We start from the raw sequence: 15,824 nt of genomic DNA, 5'->3' as shown, positions 1-15,824 counted from the left end.
ACTGCATGCAGTGGGCTTTTTTGATCCCGCCGTGTGAGCTCGGCGAAACACAGCGGTGAGGGAGGTGGCCAGCGCCTCTCTATTTGCGGTATTCGTTGTTGTAGTTCTGGATGAGACGGCGAGTCACCTCATGCTGGGGATCGGCAAACACCTTGAGAGTCTTGCCGCGCTCCACCACCCGACCTTCGTGCATTACCAGCACCTCGTCGCTGATATGGCTGACGATACCCAGGTCGTTGGCTACCAGCACATAACTCAGTCCCATGGTCTCCTGCATCTCCAGCAGCAGGTTGATGATCTGGGAGCGTACCGAGATATCCAGGGTGGAGAGCGCCTCATCGGCCACCACGATCTTGGGGTTGAGGATCAGTGCCCGCGCCAGCGCCACCCGCTGCTGCTGACCGGAGGAGAGCATCTGCGGATAGAACAGGGCGTGGTCCGGCAGCATCCCCACCATACGCAGGGTCTGCACCACCTTCTCGCGGCGCTCCTCCTCGGTCATCTCGGTATTGAGGCGCAGCGGGGTTTCCAGGATCTGGCCGACCCGGATCTTGCGGTTCAGCGAGGTGTTGGGATCTTGAAAAATCATCCGCAGCAGTTTGCAGCGAGTCTGGTAATCGCCATGCACCATCAGCTGGCCGTCGATGGCGATGTCGCCGCTGGTGGGTTCGATCATCCCGGCCAGAATGCGGGCGAGGGTACTCTTGCCGGAGCCAGCTTCGCCGACGATGGCGAGGGTCTGACCCACTTCGAGATCGAACGAGAGGGGCTTGATCGCCTCCACCGCCTGACGACGGAATAGACCGGTGCGGTTCTGGTAGGTTTTGCTAAGGCCTCTGACCTGCAACAGGGACGGCTCGATCACAAGCGGGGCTCCTTCATGGGGGCATTAACGGTCATCATTTTTTTGGCTCCTCCATGTTCAGCGGGAAGTGGCAGCTGAACTGATGGCCCTTGATCTTGTTCATCAACGGAGTCTGCACGCACTGCTTCTGGGCGTAGGGGCAGCGCGGCCCCAGACGGCAACCGATGGGCAGGTGTTGCAGCGGCGGGATGACGCCGGGCAGGGTCTCGAGGCGCGACTTGTGGCGCACCAGCTTGTCAAAGTCGGGGATCGATTTGAGCAGTGCATCGGTATAGGGGTGGTGCGGGGTCTCGAGGATCTGCTCCCGGGTGCCCACTTCCACCATCTGGCCGCAGTACATCACGTTGATGGTGTCGGTCAGGTTGGCTATGGCGGCGATGTCGTTGCTGATGATCAGGATGGTGGTATTACCCAGCTTGTTCATCTTGTCCAGCAGTCGCAGGATCTGGGAGTGGGTGGTGGACTCCATGGCGCTGGTGGGCTCGTCGGCTACCAGCAGACGCGGCTGGTTGGCAATGGCCATGGCGATCATCACCTTCTGGCACATGCCATCCGACAGCTCGTGGGGATAGGCGCGCATCACCTTGCGGTGATCCTTGACGCCTACCCGGTGCAGCAGGGCGATGGCCTTCTTCTTGCGCCACTGGAAGCGCTGCCAGAATTGTCCCTCGAACGAATCGGTCGGGATCGCCTCTTCCAGCTGGGTGCCGATCTCCTCGGAGGGGTCGAGACAGCTGATGGGGTCCTGGAAGATCATGGCGATCTCGCGGCCCATGATGCGCCGGCGCTCCTTGGGGGCCATGGTCAGCAGATCCATGTCGTTGAAGCGCATCCGGTCGGCACGTACCGTCCAGTTGTCTTTCTCGATGCCGACGATCACTTTGGCGATCAGACTTTTACCTGAGCCGGATTCACCCACCAGACCGCGGATCTCCCCCTCGGTCAGGGTCAGGCTCACCTTGTCCACCGCCTTGACCTTGCCCTGCGGTGTGTCGATCTCGATGGTGAGATTGCGAATGTCGAGCAGCGGCATCAGTCATTCCCCTCTTTGAGTGCTTCGCGAATACCTTCACCAACTAAATTGGTCACCAGCACGCTGAACAGGATGGCGATGCCGGGCAGGGTGACGGTCCAGGGGGCGAGATAGATAAGGTCGCTCGAATCGGCCAGCATGGTGCCCCACTCCGGTTGGGGAGATTGGGCGCCGAGGCCAAGAAAACCGACCGCCGAGATATCGAGAATGGCCGCCGACAAGGTGCGGGTGGTCTGGGCCACCAGGGTTTCGACAATGTTGGGCAAAATAGCCAGCCGCATGATCCGGAAGGGGGGCGAGCCATCGAGGCGGCTGGCGGTGATGTACTCCTTCTGCATCTCGGCATGTACTGCGTTGTAGGTGGCCCGGATAAAGGGCGGGATCAACGCCAGGGTAATGGCTATCAGGGTATTGCCAAAACCCGGCCCCATGATGGCGACCATGATGATGGCCATCAGCAGGGAGGGGATGGAGAGCAGGGTATCGAGCAGGTGGTGCAGCACGCTCGATTTAAGTCCCTTGCTCATGCCGCCGAGGATACCGATGGCGGAGCCCACCACCATGGCGATCACCACCACGACCAGCGCATAACCGAAAGTGAGGCGCGCCCCCACCACCAGCCGGGAGAGCATGTCGCGCCCCAGATCGTCGGTGCCGAGGAAGTAGTCGATGTTGCCGGTCGCCGCCCAGGAGGGGGCCAGCAGCAGCTTGTCGGTGTGCTGTTCATCGATGCCGTAGGGGACGACCAGCGGCCCCACCAGCGTGATGAGCAGCAACAGCAAAAAGCACCAGAGCCCTGCCATCGCCAGCGGATTTCGGCTGTAGGAGGCCCACGTCTGCTCAAGGGGCGAGAGGATCTTGAGCTCGGGATAGATGTTCGATTTATCTTGCATAGGATACCTGGCTCCTGGTCACGCCATGAGCGCGTTCAATCTTGTTTGGCATACAACTCTTTGCGCCGTGCCGGATAGATAAGGGTGGTCAGCAACTCGGTGCTGACGCTGGTCAGGATCACGAAACTGGCCACCACCAGGGTCGCGCCGCGAATGGCGGCGTAATCCTGCAGGGCGATGCTGCTGATGAGCCAGCGGCCGATCCCGTGCCACTCGAACACCACCTCGGTGATCATGGCGGAGGTGAGCACGCTACCCAGTTGCAGACCCAGCAGCGGCAGTACAGGCGGCAAGGCGTTCTTCAGACCATGGCGCCAGACGATCTGCGCCTTGGAGAGTCCCCTGCTCGCCGCCGCCTTGATGTAGTTCTGCTTCATCACGTCGATGAGGGAGCTGCGCACATGGCGGATCACCTCGGTGGTGGGCACCACCGCCAGCACCAGTGACGGGAGAATGAGGTGGCGCAGGGCATCGTGCAGCGCCGCTTGCCGCCAGGGCTCGTTGCTGAGCAGCACATCGATCACCGCGATGCCGGTGATGGGGGGCACGTCGTAGAGCAGGCTGATCTGGCCCGACGCTGGCAACCAGCCGAGATCCAGCGAAAAGAGCATCACCACCAGCAGCGCCAGCCAGAATACCGGCACCGCATAGCCGATAAGACCGGCAGTCATGATGGAGAGATCCAGCGTCTTGCCCTGTGACAGGGCCGCCAGGGTGCCGAGAGGAATCCCCACCAGCAGCGAGACGGTGAAAGCGGCCAGACAGAGGATCAGGGTCGCCGGGAAGTAGTGACGGATCTCGTCCAGCACCGGCAGCCCGGAGACGCTGGAGAGCCCCAGGTCGCCTGCAAAAATGCGGCGCAGGAAATCGGGATAGCCGCTCCAGAAGCTGAGTTGATTGCCGATCAGCCGATAGTCCAGCAGATAGGCGACAAAGGTCAGGGCCAGCAGAGTGATAAGCAGCAGGTTGATGCGGCGCAAGGTGTATAGAAGCATGCTTACTCCCTGTGAGCCTGGTTGAAGGAGGTGCCGCCAAAGGGCATCAGCGTCAGCCCCTCGATGTCGCTGCGGCTGACCTGGGTACGCAAGGCGTGTGCCAGCGGGATCAGCGGCAACTGTTCGTTGAGCAGGGTCTGGGCATAGTAGTAGTTGCGCAGCCGGAACGAGAGCTGGGGCGTGGTGACCGCATCATCCAGCAACTGATCGAAGGCCGGGCTACACCAGCGGCTGTAGTTGTTGCCGCGCTCCACGGCCGAGCAGCTCAGCAGCTGGCGGAAGAAGTTGTCCGGGTCGGCGTTGTCGGCAATCCAGCCGGAGAGCAGGCTGTCGTACTGCCCCTTGGTGAGACGGCCTTCGATCACCGGCCACTCCCGTTGCACGATCTTGAGCTTGATCCCGACCTTGGCCAGATCGCTGCGGATCAGCTGGGCGGTCTTGACCGCATCCGGGTTGTAGGGGCGGGCGTCTGGCTGTACCAGCACCTGCATCTCGAACCCTTTCTCCAGTTCAGCCTCCTTGAGCAGCTGGCGCGCCCGTTTCAGGTCGGGTTTGCGCTCGGGCAGGCTGGGGTTGTACCCCCATGAGAGGGTGGGCAGCAGGCTGTTGGCGGGCAGGCCGGTATCGAAATAGACCGCCTGCAACAGGTTGTCGATGTTGATGGCGCTGGCAATGGCCTGCCGCACCTTGACGTTATTGAATGGCGGCTTGCGGGTATTGAGGGCCAAAAAGGCGACGTTCATCCCCGACTGGACCGAGAGGCTCAGCGCCGGATTTTGCTTGATCACCGAGAGCTGGCTGGCGGAAGGAGTGCTCATTACGTCGCACTCGCCGGTCAGCAGCTTGGCCAGCCGTTTGGCGGATTTGGGGGTGATGTCGTAGACCAGCTGTTCAATCTTGGCATCGCCGCCCCAGTAGCCGGGATGGCGCAGATAGCGAATGAACTCGTTGTGGCGATACTCCTTGAAGCTGAACGGCCCGGTGCCGATGGGGCGGCTATCCAGCAGGGCTGGCGTGCCCGCCTGCAACATCTGCTCGGCGTATTCGGCGGAGAGGATCACCGCATAGTCGCTGGCCAGAGTGGCGAGGAAGGAGGCGTTCGGCTGGTTCAGCTCGAATACCACCGTCTGCGGCCCCTTCTTGCTCACCCGCTTGATCAGCAGATCTTGCCCCAGGCTGTAGAAGTAGGGGTAATCGCCGCCGGACACATTGTGATAGGGGTGCTGCTCGTCCAGCTGGCGGGCATAGGTAAAGACCACGTCATCGGCATTGAAGGTGCGGGTGGGCTTGAACCAGGGAGTATGGTGAAACGTCACCCCCTTGCGCAGGGTCAGGGTATAGGTGAGGCCATCCTCGCTGACATGCCAGTTGGTGGCGAGCGCCGGCTCCAGCGCCAGGGTGTTGGGGTTCACCTCCAGCAGGCGGTCGTAGAGCGGACGGGCACTGGCATCCAGTGTCACCCCGGAGTTGGAAACATGGGGATTGAAGGAGAGGGGGGATCCCTCAGCACAATAGATGAGTCCGGTTTTGGAGGCCTCGGGTTGCTTCTGGCAGCCGGTGACCAGCACCAGCATACCCAGCAGCAAGGGTGTGAGCATTCTCATTGTTGAACCATGTTCTTATAGGGGTTTTGTACGCACGTTTTGATACAAATGTGCCAGCGCGAAGGCTGGCGTGTTGCTGGAGTCGGCATCAACCGCGCTCCTTCACTCTTGTTCTGCATCGTTATCGCCATCCAGCAGCTGATATTTGCGTAGCATGCCACGGAACTGGTGATAGCTTAAGGCCAGCAGTTGAGCGGCTTTGCGCTGATTATACTGGGATTGCTGCATCGCTTGCTTGAGTAAATTAATCTCGTACTCCGCCACCGCCTGCTTGAGATCGAGTGGCAGGGCGAGGGGGGATGCAGATTGTACCTCGCTTCGGTCCTCTTGCGCAGGTTGCGTGACCTGTGGTCGCCAGGGGGAATCAAACGGGTTGAGCACCAGGGTCGAGAGCGGCAACTGGGGATTGCCCTGACGATAGATACTGCGCTCCACCACGTTCTTCAGCTCCCGCACGTTGCCCGGCCAGTGGTAATCCAGCAGCAGCTGGGTCGCCTTGCGCGAGAAACCGGCAAACAGCGGATAACCCAGCTCCCGGGTCATGCTGTGGGCGAAGTGCTCCGCCAGCATCAGGATATCTTCCCGCCGCTCCCGCAAGGGGGGGAGGGTGATCACATCAAACGCGAGCCGGTCGAGCAGATCGTGGCGAAACTGCCCCTTGTCGGCCAGCGCAGGGAGATCCTCGTTGGTGGCGCAGACCAGCCGCACATCCACCTTGAGGGGCTTGGCCCCACCCACCCGCTCGAACTCGCCATACTCGATGACTCGCAGCAACTTCTCCTGCACCCGGGCGCTGGTGGTGGCCAGCTCGTCGAGGAAGAGGGTGCCGCCATCGGCCCGCTCGAAGCGGCCCTGATGGCGCTTGGCTGCACCGGTAAACGACCCCGCTTCGTGACCGAACAGCTCGGTTTCCAGCAGGCTCTCGCTCAGGGTGGCGCAGTTGATGGTGACAAAGCTTTGATCCCAGCGCGCCGAGAGATAATGTAGGCGGTGGGCGATCAGCTCCTTGCCCGTCCCCCGCTCACCGATGATCAGCACGGGTTTGCGCAGCGGGGCGAGCCGTGAGGCCTGCTCAATGATCTCGAGAAATGCGTTGGATTCCCCCAGCAGGCTTTCCGTGGCCGTGGTCATAGTGATCCCTGTCAGTTGTAAAAGCTGGTCAATCTTACCAAAAGTTGGTGATTTTAATCATCACTTGCGCGAGGCATCTTGCAATCCGGCTATTCTGCCCCATATAAATCAACAAGTTAAATTTTGTTCCAGATTGGCACACAAGTTGCCATTGTCAATGGAGAAACAACGCCATGCCAATAACAGGAGTGCAATCATGAGTATTTTTTCCCGTCTGGCCGACATCATCAATTCCAACCTGACGGCCCTGCTCGACAAGGCAGAAGATCCCCAGAAGATGGTGCGCCTGATCATCCAGGAGATGGAGGACGAGCTGGTCAAGGAGCGTTCCAATCTGGCCCGCTTCCTCGCCAGCCAGAAAGAGATTGGTCGTCAGGTCGCCCGTCATCAGGAGCGGGTCGACGAGTGGCAAGCCAAGGCCGAGCTGGCCCTGACCAAAGGGCGTGAAGATCTGGCCCGCGCGGCCCTTATCGAAAAGAAGAAACAGACCGAGTTGTCAGAGACCCTCTGCCGCGAGCAGCAGGCGGTCGATAGCGGCATCGAGAAGCTGGGTGAAGAGATCCGTCAGCTCGAAGCCAAGCTGGAAGATGCCCGCGCCCGTCAAAAGGCGATGGCCATTCGCACTGAAGCGGCCAGCAGCCGTCTCAATGTGCAGAGCCAGGTAGCCCGTGGCGAGAGCCAGGCGGTGGTGAGCAAGTTTGAGCGGATGGAGCGTCGCATCGACGAAATGGAAGCGCGCGCCGATCTGGGACAGTCCGACAAGGCGCTGGCGCAGCAGTTTGCCGAGCTGGAAGTTGACGATCAGATAAGCCGCGAGCTGGAAGCGATGCGCCAGAAGCTGGGCCAGGGCGACAGCAAAAGCGAAGGCAAACAGGGGGAGTAACAGATGGAAGATCTGCTGGGCGTATTGATGGTTCCCATGGTGGTCTTCATGGTGGTGGTAGCCCCCATCTGGCTGGTGCTGCACTATCGTGCCAAGGGGCGCATTGGCGCCGGTCTTGCTGATAGCGAGCGGGAACAGCTGCAAGGGCTGTTGGCTCGCACCGAGAAGATGCAGGAGCGAGTGGGCGCGCTGGAATCAATTCTGGATGCGGAAGTACCCGGTTGGAGGAACAAGGTATGAGCAGTGTCAGTCGTGAAGGGCGTAACCTCTATCGTGATCCCCAGCGTGGCAAGATAGCCGGGATCTGTGCCGGTTTGGCTGAGTATTTCGGGGTGGAGACCTGGATCGTGCGGCTGCTCGCCATCAGTGGCCTTATCTTCGCCGGTTTCATTACCTTCACCGCCTATATCGCCGCCTGGTTCCTGCTCGACAAAAAGCCGGTCACCCTCTATTCGCAAGAGGATGCCGACTTTGCCGAGGTGCGGATGAAAGCGCGCAGCTGGCAGGCGGGGATCACCCCTCATCAGGCGCTGGGCCGCATCGCGCAGGAACTTGACGCGCTGGAGCCCAGAGTTCAGCGGATCGAGAAGCTGGTGACCTCAAGGGAGTTCACCCTGCAGCGGGAATTTCGCAAGCTGTAGTGCTTGCTGAAGCCCCCATGTCGATGGCGGCGCCTCCCGTGATGCGCCACCATCGACACCAGCTATCCAGATGCAACCACCAAGGGAGAACGGGTCAAGCCTTGATACTCAATAAACTGGAACAGAAGTTGACTCGCCTGCAACACAAGGCGAACGACGTGGTGAACCGGGTGCGGGATCGCCATATTCGGCTGGCGGTGACCGGCCTCTCTCGCAGCGGCAAAACCGCCTTTATCACGGCGCTGGTCAACCAGCTGGAACACGCGGCCATCGATGGCCGTTTGCCGTTGTGGGATGCCCTGCGTCAAGGGCGCATCCTCGGCGCCCGCCGGGTGCCGCAGCTCAATGCCCACATCCCCACCTTTGCCTACGAGCGTGGCCTCGACTCCCTGTTTGGCGATCCACCTGCCTGGCCCGAGCCCACCCGCGGCGTGGCCGAAGTGCGTCTCGAAATCCGCTATCGCACCCGTCACCCTCTGCGCAAGCATCTGGGGGAGATCTCCACCCTCTACGTGGATCTGGTGGACTACCCCGGGGAGTGGCTGCTCGACTTGCCGCTCCTTGAGATGAGCTACGAGCAGTGGAGCGAACAGGTGCGCGAGCAGTTGCGTCGCCCCGAGCTGCAAGCGCTCGCCGCCAGCTGGCTGACCCCCGGGTGGCAGGCCGATCAGCGCTTCGAAGAGCGGCCCGTAGCTGAGCTGGCCGAGCGCTACACTGCCTACTTGCATGCTTGCAAACAGGAGCTGGGGCTGCACCTGATCCAGCCCGGCCGTTTCGTGTTGCCGGGGGAGTATGCCGGTGCCCCCATGCTGCAGTTTGTCCCCTGGGTGTGGGAGATGCCCGCCAGCGAGCCTGCTGATGGCACCCTCTACGCCACCCTCAAGCAGCGCTTCGAGCAGTACAAACAGCATCTGGTGCAGGGTTTTTATGAGCAGCACTTTGCCGGCTTTGATCGCCAGATCGTGCTGGTGGATTGCCTGCAGCCTCTCAACGCCGGGGCGGCCAGCTTTGGCGACATGCAGCAGGCCATCGCCCGCATCATGGAGAGCTTTGCCTACGGCAAGAGCAACTGGTGGCGGCGACTCTTTTCGCCCCGTATCGACAAGCTGCTCTTTGTGGCGAGCAAGGCCGATCACGTCACCCCCGAACAACATGCGCCCATGGTCTCCCTGCTCCAGCATCTGGTACGCAGCGGTCGCGGTCAGGCTCGTTTTGAGGGGATCACCACTGAGTGCTTGGCGCTCGCCGCCATCAAGGCGACGGAAGTTGGCAAGGGGGTGGCCAATGGCCGCGAGTTCCCCGCCATCCGCGGTACCAGCCTGAGCGGTGAGCCGCTGCTGCTCTTCCCCGGGGAGGTGCCGCCCCATATTCCGCCAGCGCAGTGGTGGAACAGTCAGGGTTTTGATTTTCAGGCGTTTCGCCCCATGCCCATGAGCGCCCATCAGGCGCTGCCCCATATCCGGCTCGATGCGGCGCTGGAGTTTCTGCTCGGGGATCACCTCGAATAACGGTGTGCGGCTCGGGTTTGTTTCCTGCGCCGCCCGCAGGAGACTGTTTTCAGGAGAATAAGGCGATGAACGATCAGATAAAAGAGCGGCCACCGTTGCAGGGCAAGGTGATTCTTGAGCCTGCCTTGACGGTGGCCGGTGACGAGCGACCGCCCGCACCGGCCCAGCGGCTGGAGGAGGCGAGCTTCGAGCGTCTCGATGAGCTGGACGAGTTCACCGAGGTGGAGAGCGCCCTGGTCAGCAAACCGCGCCGCCGCCATCGGCTGCTGGCGTGGGGGCTGGGGGCGGTCGGTCTGCTCTCGTTGGGCCAGTATGGCGCCTTTCTTTACGATCAATTCCTCACCACCCCGCTCTGGGGCAGCGCCTGGCTGGCGGCCTCGGCGCTGGTCGCTGCGGGGACCGCCAGCGTGGTGGGGCGCGAGTGGCTGCGGCTGCGCACCCTCAAGCGGCGTCAGGATGTGCGCTCGCGAGCAGAAGATCTGCTTGCTCATCAGGGAGTCGGGCAGGGGCAGGCCTTTTGCGAAGGGTTGGCGGTCAAAAGTGGCGACAAGGGGCGCGAGGGGTATCAAACCTGGCTGGCCCAGCTCGATAAGAGCCACAGCGATCGGGAGGTGTTGACCCTCTACAGCCAGCTGGTACTGAGCGAGCGCGACAAGCTGGCACAGGCGCGGGTGGCTAAATGGTCGGGGGAGGCTGCGGTGCTGGTGGCGCTAAGCCCGCTCGCCACTGTCGACATGATGCTGATGCTGTGGCGCAACCTGCGGATGATCGAGGATATCGCCGATGTCTATGCCATCGAGCTCGGCTACTGGAGCCGCATACGCCTCATCCGTCAGGTGTTTCGCAACATGCTCTACGCCGGTGCCACCGAGCTGGTGACCGAGGTGGGGATGGACTTGCTGGGCGCCGAGTTTGCCGCCAAGCTCTCTGCCCGCGCGGCGCAAGGGGTGGGGGCCGGGCTTCTCACCGCTCGCCTTGGCCTGCGTACTATAGAGGCGTGCCGCCCGCTGCCCTGGTGTGCGGACGAAAAACCGAAACTCGGCGAGCTGCGCAAGCGGCTGATCGGCCAGCTGGCGGGGTATCTCAATCAGCCTTGATGGCTGCTGGAGATTAATAGCGGTTGTCACAATTTATTTACAACTGTTTCAGGCAGCCGACTCATGGGTCGGCTGCTTTTTTTGTTGCCATTTCGTTACAGTGAAGCCGTGATAAAACGGCAAGGCGCCTGATGTGGCGCCAGAGGATGGAACCGCTATGGCAACCTTCTACACCGCCCACCAGCCGGATGCTGACGGGGTGATCCACTACAGCAACGAAGAGCACGGCACCTGGCAGATCCTGATCGAACGTCAGTTCGCCGCTCTCGATGGCAAGGGGTGTGACGAGTATCTGGCCGGTCTCGACAGACTGGGGCTGCCCCGTGATCGCATCCCCCAGCTGGCCGAGATCAACGCCGTCTTGCAGCCTGCGACCGGCTGGTCGGTGGCGGCAGTACCTGCACTTATCTCGTTCGATCGCTTCTTCGCCCTGCTGGCCAATCGCCAGTTTCCGGTGGCCACCTTTATCCGGCGCCGGGACGAGCTCGACTACCTGCAAGAGCCCGATATCTTTCACGAGATCTTCGGCCACTGCGCCATGCTGACCAATCCGGCCTTTGCCCACTTTACCCACCTCTATGGCCAGCTTGGCCAGCAGGCGAGCAAGGAGCAGCGGGTCTTTCTGGCGCGGCTCTACTGGTTCACCGTGGAGTTTGGCCTCTTGGCGACGCCTGACGGGCTGCGTATCTACGGTGGCGGCATTCTCTCCTCCATCGGCGAGACAGCTTATGCCCTTTCTGGCAAGCCGCTGCTGCAACCCTTCGATCTACTGACTGTGCTGCGCACCCCGTATCGCATCGACATCATGCAGCCCACCTATTTTGTGCTGCCGAGTCTCGATCATCTCTACCAGCTGACCGGGGAGGAGATCATGGCTGCTCTGGCCGAGGCCAGTCGGCTTGGCCTCTATCCGCCGCGCTTTGAGGTTCCCGCTGGCAAACAGGCGAGCTGACCAAAAGCAAACAACCCTATTTCATTTTCATTAATTTTTCATTAATTCAAGCAGGAGTAACCCATGTCCGAACTGGCCAGCCAGCAGTGTGAAGCGTGTCGCGCCGATGCCCCCAAGGTGAGCGATGAGGAGCTGCGCGAGCTGATGCAGCTTATTCCCGACTGGCAGCCGCTGGTGGAGGAGGGGGCGCTGCAACTGCGGCGGGAATTTACGTTTCGCAACTTCAAGGAGGCGTTGGCGTTTACCAACCGCCTGGGGGAGCTGGCGGAAGCGGAGTTCCATCATCCGGCCATCCTGACCGAGTGGGGCAAGGTGACCGTCAGCTGGTGGACCCACAAGATCGGCGGCTTGCACCGCAACGACTTCATCATGGCTGCACGCACGGATGAGCTGCTGAAGTGAACGCCACCACTCATCCAGTGAGCGATAAGGTGATCGTCAGCTGGTGGATGCATAAGATCGGCGGTTTGCATCGCAACGGCTTCATCATGGCGGCGCGCACCGATCAGTTGCTCCGGTAATCGCGCCCCACACCAGCGTCATCGGTTGATCCGGGCCTGCCTGCGAAAGCGGGGCAGGCCCGCATTTTTATGGGCTGGCGCTCGCACTGGGGGGATCGAGACTGTATTATCCGCTCATTCATAGAGTTAGCTAGGAAGTGTGTCCCGAATGCGTCTTGAAGTCAGCTGTGAAGACCGCCTGGGCCTGACCCGGGAACTGCTCGACCGCCTGGTGGAGCACAATATCGATCTGCGCGGCATCGAAATCGATACCTCAGGCATCATCTATCTCAACTTTCCCGAGCTGGAGTTCAGTGATTTTCAGCACCTGATGCCGGAGATCCGCCGTATTCCCGGCGTCTACGACGTCAAGACCATCCCCTACATGCCTTCCGAGCGAGAGCATCACGAGATCGAGGCGCTGCTCAAGGCGCTGCCGGATCTGGTCTTCTCCCTCGACAGCAAGGGCAAGGTGACCCAGGCCAACCAGTCTGCCCTCACCACCCTCGGCTTGCCTGTGGAGGAGGTGCGCGGGGTGGCGCTCGGTTCGCTGGTCAAGGGCTTCTCCTTCACCCGCTGGCTGGAGGCGAGCGAGATCAAGCCGCAGACCTGCAAGCTCAGTTTCAATGGCGAAGAGTATCTGGCAGATCTGATGCCGCTGTTCGTGGCAGAAGCCCGCGGCAAGCAGGCGCTGGCTGGGGCCGTGGTGGTGCTCAAATCTGCCCGGCGGGTCGGCCTGCACTTCAGTGCGCTCCATGCGGTGGAAGTGGGGGGCTTCGAGCATCTGCAGGCCGAGAGTCCCAAGATGAAAGAGGTGCTGTCGCAAGCGCGTAAACTGGCGATGCAGGACGCGCCGCTGCTGATTGTCGGTGAGACCGGTACCGGTAAAGAGCTGCTGGCCCGTGCCTGTCACGGGGCCAGCCTGCGCTCCAGCCACCCATTTATGGCCCTCAACTGCGCCGCCATGCCCGATAACGTGGCCGAGAGCGAGCTGTTTGGTTATGCCCCCGGCGCCTTTGGCAACAACACCGAGGGCAAGCGCGGCGTGCTGGAGCTGGCGAGCGGCGGCACCCTGATGCTGGACGAGATCGGCGACATGTCTCCCCATCTGCAGACCAAGTTTTTGCGGGTGTTGCAGGATGGGGTATTCCGCCGGGTCGGTGACGAGCAGGAGGTGAAGGTCAACGTGCGTTTCATCTGCACCACCCAGAAGCAGTTGCTGGATCTGGTGCACGAAGGAACCTTCCGCGAGGATCTCTACTACCGTCTCAACGTGCTCAGTCTGGCGCTGCCCCCCCTGCGCGAGCGCAAGGCGGACATCATGGTGCTGGCCCAGCAGTTTGTCTCCCGCTTTGCCAGCGAGTTGCAGCGACCCCGTCCGCGCTTTACCCGCAACATGGCTGACTACCTGACCGCCTACCGCTGGCCCGGCAACGTGCGTCAGCTGCGCAACTGTCTCTACCGTGCCATGACCCTGCTGGAAGGGGATGAACTGGGGCCCGAGCAGATCGACCTGCCGGTGGCGGCCGATACCATGCCGCTGATCGACGAGTGGTTTGAGGGGAATCTCGACGATGCGGTGAAGCGCTTCGAGAGCCAGCTGCTGGCCCGGCTCTATCCCGCCTTCCCGTCGACGCGCCAGCTGGCCAAACGCCTGGGCGTGTCGCATACCGCCATCGCCAACAAGCTGCGGGAATACGGCATCAGCAAGAAGTGATTTCCACCTTGCTGCCTGCCACCAGAGAGCCCGTTACCAGACGGGCTCTCCGTTTTCTTTACACGAACTCTGTAGTTGATGGCGGGGTGAGACTTGTCAGGCCAGTGTCAGCCAACTTACTATCTGGGTTCATCTACCCGAACCGCAATGCCATAGCAGCGGTATTGTCAAGGCGACCACCTCCCGATCATGCTGTTACTCTTTTCCCCCCGTTTAACTGCCCGTCTGGCGCTCCTGTTGGTTGCGTTTGGCCTGCTGTTGCCCCGCGCGCTGGCGGAAACGGCCGCGGAGAGCCGGGCGACGGCGGTCAGGGAGCTGGTGCTCGATATCATGAGTTATACCCGCTGGCCCACCGAGCCTGCGGTGCTGCGCATGTGCGTGGCGGCACCGACCGAATATGCCGGCGCCCTCTTTACCATCGATCGTCAGGCCAATGGCCGTACCGTGCAGGTCCATCGTTACGAGGCGAGCGATCCGGCCATCAGCGATCACTGCGATGTGCTCTATCTGGGAGTGCTCGACGAGCCGACCCGGATTGCGCTGTTTGCCCGCCTTCAGGGACACCCAGTGCTTAGCATCAGCGAATACAACCACGACTGCTCCACCAGCTCGGTGTTCTGCCTGCAGACCTCGCCGGACAGCGTGCGAGTGCGGTTTAAAGTGAACCTCGATGCCCTGGCCCTGAGCGGAGTGCGGGTGCATCCCGCCGTGCTCAAGCTGGCCCATGCCGACAAGGGGGTCCCATGAGACGACAGGTGAGCGCGGCTCCCTGCCGTCTGACTCTGCGTCAGAGCCTGGGGCGAACCCATCTGGTGGCCGCCATCACAGCCGTCAGCGTGGCGGGACTCTTTTTTACACTGGTGGCCCTGCTGGTAGTGCGTTTTTACGCCGACCACAATCTGGAGCTGGTCGCCCGCGCCATCAGCTACAGCGCCGAGGCGGCGGTGGTGTTCCATGATGAGGAGGCGGCGAGCGAGGCACTTAGCGGCATCGTTGCCAAGGAAGAGGTGGCCGAAGCCACTATCGTGCTGACTAATGGCCAGCTGCTCGCCAGTTGGGAGCGCCCCAGAAGCAACCCGCTGGTGACGCTCGAAGACTATCTGGCCCAACTGCTGATGCCGGGGCCTGTCAAACTCCCCATGCTGCGGGGTGGTGAGCAGATCGCCACCATCGAGCTGCGCGGCCACGGTGAATACCTGTTGCTGTTTTTGCTCTCGGCGCTGCTGGTGATGGTAGTTTGCCTGATGCTGAGCGCCATGGTGGCACTCTATGTGGCCGACCGGATGCAGGTCTCCATCACCGCACCGCTGCGCAAACTGGCACTTGTCGCCCACTCGGTACGCCGACAGCGCACCCTGGGGATGCGGGCGCCACCGGCCGATATCGTCGAGATTAACGAGCTGGGGGATGACTTCAACTCCCTGCTGGACGAGCTGCAAGCCTGGCAGGCCCAGCAGGCCCGCGAAAATGCCAGCCTGCTCCATCAGGCGACTCACGATGCCCTCACCGGACTGCCCAATCGCGCCCTGTTTGAAGCGCGGCTCGCGCAGGCCATCTCCCTCGGCGAGCAAGAGGGGTTTGCGCTGCTCTATCTCGACTGCGATCGCTTCAAGCAAATTAATGACACGCTGGGGCATAACGCCGGTGACGATGTGCTGATCGCGCTCTCAAGACGGGTACAACATCAGCTGCGTCCGGATGATCTGGTTTTTCGCCTCGGTGGTGACGAGTTTGCGGTGCTGGTTGGCCCACTCCAGCGACAGCATGAGGTGGAAGAGGTGATTGGCCGCATCCAGCAGGCGATGAGCGAACCGGTGGCGCTGCGTGACGGTCGTCAGCTGGTGGCAGAGGTGAGTGTCGGCTTCGCCGTCTATCAGGCGGGCATGAGTGCCAGCGTGCTGTGTGATCAGGCCGATGCAGCCATGTATCTGGCGAAACGGGCGCGCCGCAGCGAACAGCAAACCATCGCCTGACTGGCAAGAATAACAACATAAACAAGGAGCAA

16 protein-coding genes and 1 pseudogene are annotated in these 15,824 nt (G+C 61.5%); 11 read left to right on the top strand and 6 right to left on the bottom strand.

Annotated elements, in window-relative coordinates; translation table 11 throughout:
- Nucleotides 1–79: 79 nt before the first annotated feature.
- The 6 genes from AB5Y83_RS03585 to pspF all read right to left on the bottom strand — a co-directional run bounded on the left by AB5Y83_RS03585 (nt 80) and on the right by pspF (nt 6,521).
- Nucleotides 80–865, bottom strand: coding sequence for an ABC transporter ATP-binding protein (locus AB5Y83_RS03585; protein ID WP_005333681.1), 786 nt, complete (start codon nt 863–865; stop codon nt 80–82).
- Between the two features lie 34 nt (nt 866–899).
- On the bottom strand, nt 900–1,898 hold the full coding sequence (locus AB5Y83_RS03580) for an oligopeptide/dipeptide ABC transporter ATP-binding protein (RefSeq protein ID WP_005333679.1): 999 nt from the start codon (nt 1,896–1,898) through the stop codon (nt 900–902).
- Entirely contained in the window at nt 1,898–2,791 is an 894-nt protein-coding gene (locus AB5Y83_RS03575; protein WP_005333677.1) for an ABC transporter permease subunit, read from the bottom strand. The genes AB5Y83_RS03580 and AB5Y83_RS03575 overlap by 1 nt, the downstream gene beginning before the upstream one ends.
- Before the next feature lie 35 nt (nt 2,792–2,826).
- Nucleotides 2,827–3,786, bottom strand: coding sequence for an ABC transporter permease subunit (locus tag AB5Y83_RS03570; protein ID WP_128835530.1), 960 nt, complete (start codon nt 3,784–3,786; stop codon nt 2,827–2,829).
- A 2-nt stretch (nt 3,787–3,788) separates the two neighbouring features.
- Nucleotides 3,789–5,384 carry an ABC transporter substrate-binding protein SapA gene (gene sapA / locus AB5Y83_RS03565; RefSeq protein ID WP_368174723.1) on the bottom strand — a complete coding sequence of 532 codons (1,596 nt, stop codon included), beginning with the start codon at nt 5,382–5,384 and terminating at the stop codon, nt 3,789–3,791.
- A 108-nt stretch (nt 5,385–5,492) separates the two neighbouring features.
- A complete protein-coding gene (gene pspF, locus AB5Y83_RS03560) occupies nt 5,493–6,521 on the bottom strand; it encodes a phage shock protein operon transcriptional activator (protein WP_005346257.1) in 1,029 nt (342 codons plus the stop codon).
- 196 nt (nt 6,522–6,717) lie between these two features.
- Here pspF and pspA point away from each other — a divergent pair, with 196 nt between their 5' ends.
- The 11 genes and pseudogenes from pspA (at nt 6,718) to AB5Y83_RS03505 (ending at nt 15,792) form a co-directional block, all read left to right on the top strand.
- Nucleotides 6,718–7,404 carry a phage shock protein PspA gene (pspA, locus tag AB5Y83_RS03555; protein WP_368174721.1) on the top strand — a complete coding sequence of 229 codons (687 nt, stop codon included), beginning with the start codon at nt 6,718–6,720 and terminating at the stop codon, nt 7,402–7,404.
- Nucleotides 7,405–7,407: 3 nt separating this feature from the next.
- Nucleotides 7,408–7,644, top strand: a complete 237-nt coding sequence (pspB, locus tag AB5Y83_RS03550; RefSeq protein ID WP_005333672.1) for an envelope stress response membrane protein PspB — start codon at nt 7,408–7,410, stop codon at nt 7,642–7,644.
- Nucleotides 7,641–8,045, top strand: a complete 405-nt coding sequence (pspC, locus tag AB5Y83_RS03545; protein WP_005333670.1) for an envelope stress response membrane protein PspC — start codon at nt 7,641–7,643, stop codon at nt 8,043–8,045. The genes pspB and pspC overlap by 4 nt, the downstream gene beginning before the upstream one ends.
- Before the next feature lie 101 nt (nt 8,046–8,146).
- A complete protein-coding gene (locus AB5Y83_RS03540) occupies nt 8,147–9,553 on the top strand; it encodes a YcjX family protein (RefSeq protein WP_368174720.1) in 1,407 nt (468 codons plus the stop codon).
- 65 nt (nt 9,554–9,618) lie between these two features.
- Nucleotides 9,619–10,650: a YcjF family protein gene (locus AB5Y83_RS03535; RefSeq protein ID WP_368174719.1), complete on the top strand. Its 1,032-nt coding sequence runs from the start codon at nt 9,619–9,621 to the stop codon at nt 10,648–10,650.
- A gap of 157 nt (nt 10,651–10,807) precedes the next feature.
- Nucleotides 10,808–11,602, top strand: coding sequence for a phenylalanine 4-monooxygenase (phhA, locus tag AB5Y83_RS03530; RefSeq protein ID WP_115521826.1), 795 nt, complete (start codon nt 10,808–10,810; stop codon nt 11,600–11,602).
- A gap of 63 nt (nt 11,603–11,665) precedes the next feature.
- Nucleotides 11,666–12,004 carry a 4a-hydroxytetrahydrobiopterin dehydratase gene (locus tag AB5Y83_RS03525; RefSeq protein ID WP_019444917.1) on the top strand — a complete coding sequence of 113 codons (339 nt, stop codon included), beginning with the start codon at nt 11,666–11,668 and terminating at the stop codon, nt 12,002–12,004.
- A gap of 26 nt (nt 12,005–12,030) precedes the next feature.
- Nucleotides 12,031–12,123 (top strand): annotated as a pseudogene (locus tag AB5Y83_RS03520) (4a-hydroxytetrahydrobiopterin dehydratase); the annotation flags it as partial.
- 148 nt (nt 12,124–12,271) lie between these two features.
- Entirely contained in the window at nt 12,272–13,819 is a 1,548-nt protein-coding gene (gene tyrR, locus AB5Y83_RS03515; protein ID WP_005333656.1) for a transcriptional regulator TyrR, read from the top strand.
- Nucleotides 13,820–14,008: 189 nt separating this feature from the next.
- Nucleotides 14,009–14,566 (top strand): YfiR family protein, encoded by a 558-nt coding sequence (locus AB5Y83_RS03510; RefSeq protein WP_005333646.1) that lies wholly within the window; start codon nt 14,009–14,011, stop codon nt 14,564–14,566.
- A complete protein-coding gene (locus AB5Y83_RS03505; RefSeq protein ID WP_368174718.1) occupies nt 14,563–15,792 on the top strand; it encodes a diguanylate cyclase in 1,230 nt (409 codons plus the stop codon). Before AB5Y83_RS03510 ends, AB5Y83_RS03505 begins: the two co-directional genes overlap by 4 nt.
- Nucleotides 15,793–15,824 lie beyond the last annotated feature (32 nt).

The sequence above is a fragment of the Aeromonas sp. R5-4 genome (assembly GCF_040908215.1).
In the GTDB taxonomy this organism is placed as follows: domain Bacteria; phylum Pseudomonadota; class Gammaproteobacteria; order Enterobacterales; family Aeromonadaceae; genus Aeromonas; species Aeromonas veronii.
The sequence above is the reverse complement of the archived record's forward strand: the minus strand, read 5'-3'. Positions and strand labels throughout refer to the sequence as shown.

What these genes read in the sequence shown, in the direction of transcription:
- phhA (WP_115521826.1), top strand. Translation starts at nt 10,808, where the DNA reads ATGGCAACCTTCTACACCGCCCACCAGCCGGATGCTGACGGGGTGATC.
- AB5Y83_RS03505 (WP_368174718.1), top strand. Translation starts at nt 14,563, where the DNA reads ATGAGACGACAGGTGAGCGCGGCTCCCTGCCGTCTGACTCTGCGTCAG.
- pspA (WP_368174721.1), top strand. Translation starts at nt 6,718, where the DNA reads ATGAGTATTTTTTCCCGTCTGGCCGACATCATCAATTCCAACCTGACG.
- AB5Y83_RS03575 (WP_005333677.1), bottom strand. Translation starts at nt 2,791, where the DNA reads ATGCAAGATAAATCGAACATCTATCCCGAGCTCAAGATCCTCTCGCCC.
- tyrR (WP_005333656.1), top strand. Translation starts at nt 12,272, where the DNA reads ATGCGTCTTGAAGTCAGCTGTGAAGACCGCCTGGGCCTGACCCGGGAA.
- AB5Y83_RS03580 (WP_005333679.1), bottom strand. Translation starts at nt 1,898, where the DNA reads ATGCCGCTGCTCGACATTCGCAATCTCACCATCGAGATCGACACACCG.
- sapA (WP_368174723.1), bottom strand. Translation starts at nt 5,384, where the DNA reads ATGCTCACACCCTTGCTGCTGGGTATGCTGGTGCTGGTCACCGGCTGC.
- AB5Y83_RS03535 (WP_368174719.1), top strand. Translation starts at nt 9,619, where the DNA reads ATGAACGATCAGATAAAAGAGCGGCCACCGTTGCAGGGCAAGGTGATT.
- pspC (WP_005333670.1), top strand. Translation starts at nt 7,641, where the DNA reads ATGAGCAGTGTCAGTCGTGAAGGGCGTAACCTCTATCGTGATCCCCAG.
- pspF (WP_005346257.1), bottom strand. Translation starts at nt 6,521, where the DNA reads ATGACCACGGCCACGGAAAGCCTGCTGGGGGAATCCAACGCATTTCTC.
- pspB (WP_005333672.1), top strand. Translation starts at nt 7,408, where the DNA reads ATGGAAGATCTGCTGGGCGTATTGATGGTTCCCATGGTGGTCTTCATG.
- AB5Y83_RS03510 (WP_005333646.1), top strand. Translation starts at nt 14,009, where the DNA reads ATGCTGTTACTCTTTTCCCCCCGTTTAACTGCCCGTCTGGCGCTCCTG.
- AB5Y83_RS03570 (WP_128835530.1), bottom strand. Translation starts at nt 3,786, where the DNA reads ATGCTTCTATACACCTTGCGCCGCATCAACCTGCTGCTTATCACTCTG.
- AB5Y83_RS03525 (WP_019444917.1), top strand. Translation starts at nt 11,666, where the DNA reads ATGTCCGAACTGGCCAGCCAGCAGTGTGAAGCGTGTCGCGCCGATGCC.